The 5,209-nt window shown below is 37.4% G+C and carries 4 protein-coding genes; 2 read left to right on the top strand and 2 right to left on the bottom strand.

Annotated elements, in window-relative coordinates:
- Positions 1–674: 674 nt before the first annotated feature.
- Complete coding sequence (locus H5058_RS11010; RefSeq protein ID WP_182678211.1) at positions 675–1,757, top strand: PRTRC system protein D; 1,083 nt, start codon at positions 675–677, stop codon at positions 1,755–1,757.
- Positions 1,758–1,772: 15 nt separating this feature from the next.
- Positions 1,773–2,126: a hypothetical protein gene (locus H5058_RS11005; protein WP_179808135.1), complete on the top strand. Its 354-nt coding sequence runs from the start codon at positions 1,773–1,775 to the stop codon at positions 2,124–2,126.
- Between the two features lie 54 nt (positions 2,127–2,180).
- On the opposite strand, the gene H5058_RS11000 is transcribed toward H5058_RS11005, so the two are convergent.
- Together H5058_RS11000 and H5058_RS10995 are read right to left on the bottom strand one after the other, a co-directional pair.
- Positions 2,181–3,347 carry a hypothetical protein gene (locus H5058_RS11000; protein WP_182678209.1) on the bottom strand — a complete coding sequence of 389 codons (1,167 nt, stop codon included), beginning with the start codon at positions 3,345–3,347 and terminating at the stop codon, positions 2,181–2,183.
- A 2-nt stretch (positions 3,348–3,349) separates the two neighbouring features.
- Complete coding sequence (locus H5058_RS10995) at positions 3,350–4,294, bottom strand: ParA family protein (protein WP_182678207.1); 945 nt, start codon at positions 4,292–4,294, stop codon at positions 3,350–3,352.
- Between the last annotated feature and the right edge of the window lie 915 nt (positions 4,295–5,209).

Below are 5,209 nucleotides of genomic sequence, written 5' to 3'. Positions count from 1 at the left end.
ATGAAAAGCTCTTGTATGCTTTCAAACATCTGTTCAATTAACAGTGTTTATTGTGATAAAGCTCCCTACTCGGGTACGAAGCCATGCGTACCGTACCCATTACGGTTAATGCGCCTTACACTAATTCGGGTACGTAGTCTCAAATCAAAAGCAGTGAATAAAATGGTCTTATTGCACTATACCCGCTCATTTTGATTTGCTTGCGTGACCTCACACCCTGCTCGGGTACGATGTGACCGACCCTATTTTTCTTTACAGTTGATATTTTGACTTAAATAAAAGGCTTTTGTGGTGATTAAGTAAGCTTATGTAGGGGTAGTTATTATTCTTTTAATAAGTCCAAGGCAATACAAGGTAAAGAGTGGCTGATGGTTTGACGCCAGCACATCAACATTTAGCGCCATGAGCAAACGAGCTGCAAGGGTACTCAAGGCAGGTGTCCCACAGGACTTCTACAAGGTCGCTCCGGACACTTGCTTTTCCGGATTTTCAACAGGTTTAAAAGCAGGTGTCTCACAGGACTTCTAAGAAGTCTTGAAGGACACCTTGCGCCAAGTCTTGCGGTTTCAATTCAAAGCGTTTATAGTGCTGGTGTTCCATGGGACTTCTTGGAGGTCGCATGGGACTTCTATCAATTTTTAAGGTTGTAATACATAAAGTAATTGGGTGGATATATGTCAAAAAAAGCAGTTTGCCGAGCAATTGAGTGCGGATATGGAACAACGTCAATAGTTACAAATGAAACTATTGATGGTTTTGTTATTAGAACCTTCCCAAGCGTGCCAGTATCAGTGAATCACAACATGCAAAATCTAAGTGGTGATATATTAAGTGCAAGGAAAACAGTCTTTGTACCGGTTGGTGATAACGTCTATGAGGTGGGTGAGGATGTGCAAGCATCAGCAGACCCAAGATCTACACGAGTTCTAAACACTGAGGGTTACATAGATTCAGAAAGATATAGAGCGCTCTTCAAAGGTGCGCTAAAGATGATACCTGATGATGAAATTGATCTTATGGTTTGCGGTTTACCAGTATCGGTAATGCCTCGAAAAGAAGAATTGCAAAAAATGGTTATTGGTTCTCATGATCTAGGTGACGGCCGTACAGTAGTTATTAAAGATGCATGGGTTATTGCGCAGCCGCTAGGTGGGTTACTTGCTTATGCGCGTGAGGGAGGTCAATCTCGTTATAATGAAATGAGACAAGAGAATCTGCTGGTATGTGATGTGGGTTATTTGACTTTTGATTGGCTCCTAACAAAAGGTTTAATGGCTAATGAAAATAGGTCTGGAGATTATGAGGGCGGTATGTCTAAGGTTCTTCAGAAAGTAGCTGATGCTGCATATAAAGTATTTTCAGCAGATGATAGGTTCAAGCGAATTAAAGAGATTAATGTCGAGCTACTTGATCAAGCTTTCATTACAGGTAATTTAAGGTTGTTTGGTCACAAGATGGACTTCCCTATTCACAAGGGTGATGATAAGACACCTGCATTTGATTTTACTGATGCTATTAATTCAGTGGCTGATGATGCAATAACTGCTTTAGTGAATAGAGTTGGAGACGCACAGGACCTAGATAGAATTATAGTAGTTGGTGGGCCAGCTAAGTTATATGTAAACGCAATCCAAAAAGCTTTTCCTAACCACAATATTGAGGTATTAAAGGATAGCTTGCGTGCAAATGTTATAGGCTTTCAGGAAGGTGGCATTCAAAGAATGAGAGCCCTTGCAAAGCGTGCGGCAATGAAATAATAGAGGTTTAGGTCTATGTCAAAGGCTAGCCCAAATGGTGATTATGTAAGATGTAATTTAAAAGTAACCAAGATAGATCATCCGGAGATATATAATCATCTTGTAAGCATTAACGATAGAGCAGAAGAAATCAGGCACTTAATTCGATTAGGTTTAATGGTTAAAAATGGGAATATGCCCATTGGTATGGGAGCAATTAAGCACCATACTCTGGGTACTACTGTACCAACAGAAGTGCCGATAGACGAATCAAATTCTGATACAGCTAACGGATCAAAGCAAAGTGCCAGTTTGAAGAGTGAAGATAATAATTTGGTAATTAAAGGTGAGCCTGATTTAGATTTTGGGGACGAACTTTTAGGCATTTAAAATACTTAATAGGCTTTAAAAAAAGGCTTTGTAAAATTTACAAAGCCTTTGTTTTTATTTATCTGTATTAAATTCCTCTAAATACTTTATTGTCTGGGCTAAGCATTTATTTACAGTTTTAGCATCATCCCAGTCAATCGTTTTCCAATCTACCCCATCAACTTTTAATTTTGTAATGTCACTTGTTAAAAGTTTCTTCATAACATTGGTTGATGTTATTTTTGGTGTCGAATATATTTTCTTTTTTGTCGATTTACCCGACTTAACCTTTTTTGGTTCTTTATCTGGGATTATTACATGACTTAAAAATGAAGGGACTACGCGATCATTGCTTTTAAATATTTCAACCAATAGAGGCATAACTGCGTTTTCTAAGTTGCTAAAGTTTCCATTTTCCACTTCAATTTCTGCTTGCTTAAATAACGCCTCGATTATTCTGTGATTTATTAAACCTATACCCACTTCTATTGATTTGACTAGAAGGGGGATTTCTATAATTTTTTTAAGTTTATAAAAATAGCTTTTGCTTATACCTAGTAAATTTATAAGCTCAGGATTAGTAATCTCTTGATTCAGCTCTTGAGCCTCAGTATAGGCCTGAGAAAATGCCCTTACTTGTTCATGTAAAGCTAAATCTGATCTTGAGTTGTTTTCAACAAACTGCCTTAGTTTTGGCTGTGTAGGAGACTGCCTATGAACTCTAAAAGACCAAATCCCCTCCCAACCTATGGTGTAAATAATAGAGTAGAATCTACGGTGGCCGTATATAATGCGGTAATTAATGCCCCCAGTCCTATAAACTTCAACTTGCTGGTATAAACCACCGCCTGCCTTTATTTGCCCAGCTAGCTTTTTTATGTCTACTATTTGGTTTTCAATGTGCTCATACAAATGATGGTCTATAGGGGTTTTATTTATTAGAACCCCTTTGTCTAATATAACATATGGTACTTTCTCAGTTTGTGCCGCTAAAAAAGCAGCTTCACCATGTGGTTTTATTACTGGGAAATCACGTGAGTTAGTTGCGTCTGGAGTAACAGTTGCAACCGAAAGATTATCGCTTACACAATCTTTAGCACCTGTGCTATACGTTTCAACTTCAGCTACTAAGTCATTGCATTCAGCTTCGGCCTCTTTACGTGCATTCTTAAGTTTATCTACACCAGATGATAAGCGTCGTGTCTCTCTTACTTTGATTCTGCTGTTCATATTTTTTGGCATTTTTAATCCACATTCAAACGGGTTCTAACATAGTTATAAAGGCTATCCATTTCTAACATAGCCTTTTTGTCTTTCTTTAAACAAAATACAGTTTCAAGTGCGTCGGGTTTTTTCTTGTGCTTGAATATAACCCTGTTAACAAGGAAAAAATCTTCCAACAATAGATCATCAGTAATATTGTGTTCTGCTTTATGTTTATTTAAGTGCGACTCTAACGTTGCATATTGATCAACTTCATTATTAGTAAGACTCGTTGAGCTAGCAAGATTAGGAATAACACCTACTATTTCAATAGGCTCATGGCGCTCTTCATTATAGAGTCTAATATTGTCCATTAACTGAGGCACACTATCTACTGAGTCATATTCTAGCTGCGTTGGAACCAACACATGTGAACACTTAGATAAGAAGCCTTCACAAATTGCTGTTTTACTAGGTGGAGTGTCGAAAATTATTATGTCCACCTCCCCCATTTCAGTTTCTATATCAATATATCTTTCTGCTAGATCCCCGATTAGTGGAATGAAATCATCTTTATGCATAACTTCATTAAGTCTATCTACCCTGCCCTCAGACGGAAGCACACTAAGAGTTTCAACACCAGTTACAGGGTAATAAACAAAAGGGCGATCAAATAAAATATCCGAGGAAGTTGAATACCCATTCCAGTCACCATTTTCAGGAGCACCCTCTATATATTGTGGGTGCAGAGGCGGAAGCATGTAGGGTAATCCTGGCACTTTTTTCATGCTCAAAAAGGTTTTACTTGCATTCTGTTGGCTATCTAAGTCAACTAGAACCACATTCAGTTTTTTGTCTGTCTTTGCAATACCGCCAGTGGCTAACAAGTATGATAACCAACTAGCAATCGTTGTTTTACCTACACCACCTTTGTGGTGATAGATTATTAAAGATATTGGTTTTCTTTTTTTAGTATTTTTTGGCACCTGTAAATCTCCAGCTAAGTATATTTTTAATTAGAGTACGACAAGAACCCTATATCATCAATAAATCTATTAAGAATTAGTATGTATTGCTGTTAATATTAAAGTTATATTCCACATTGCCTGTTGATTAGGTAGTTGTACCTAAGCTCCTGCGTAAAATGGGATTTAATTTTGCTCTAAGTCTCACGTGAGACTCAGGCTTATAAATTGAAATATTGGGCATGAACTTGGTAACTTTTTATAGCAGTCTCACGTGAGACTCAGGCTTATAAATTGAAATACTGAGCATGAACCTGATTGCTTTTTTACATCAGTCTCACGTGAGACTCAGGCTTATAAATTGAAATACTGAGCATAAACCTGATTGCTTTTTTACATCAGTCTCACGTGAGACTCAGGCTTATAAATTGAAATATTGGGCATGAATTGGTTGTTTTATTACATCAGTCTCACGTGAGACTCAGGTTTATAAATTGAAATACTGAGCATGAACTTGGTAACTTTTGATAGCAGTCTCACGTGAGACTCAGGCTTATAAATTGAAATATTGGGCATGAATTGGTTGTTTTATTACATCAGTCTCACGTGAGACTCAGGTTTATAAATTGAAATACTGAGCATGAACTTGGTAACTTTTGATAGCAGTCTCACGTGAGACTCAGGCTTATAAATTGAAATATTGGGCATGAATTGGTTGTTTTATTACATCAGTCTCACGTGAGACTCAGGTTTATAAATTGAAATACTGAGCATGAACTTGGTAACTTTTGATAGCAGTCTCACATGAGACTCAGGCTTATAAATTGAAATATTGGGCATGAATTGGTTGTTTTATTACATCAGTCTCACGTGAGACTCAGGTTTATAAATTGAAATACTGAGCATGAACTTGGTAACTTTTGATAGCAGTCTCAC

Source organism: Pseudoalteromonas sp. SR45-4, assembly GCF_014163535.1.
Lineage (GTDB): Bacteria > Pseudomonadota > Gammaproteobacteria > Enterobacterales > Alteromonadaceae > Pseudoalteromonas > Pseudoalteromonas nigrifaciens.
This window is presented reverse-complemented; position numbering and strand designations above follow the sequence as displayed.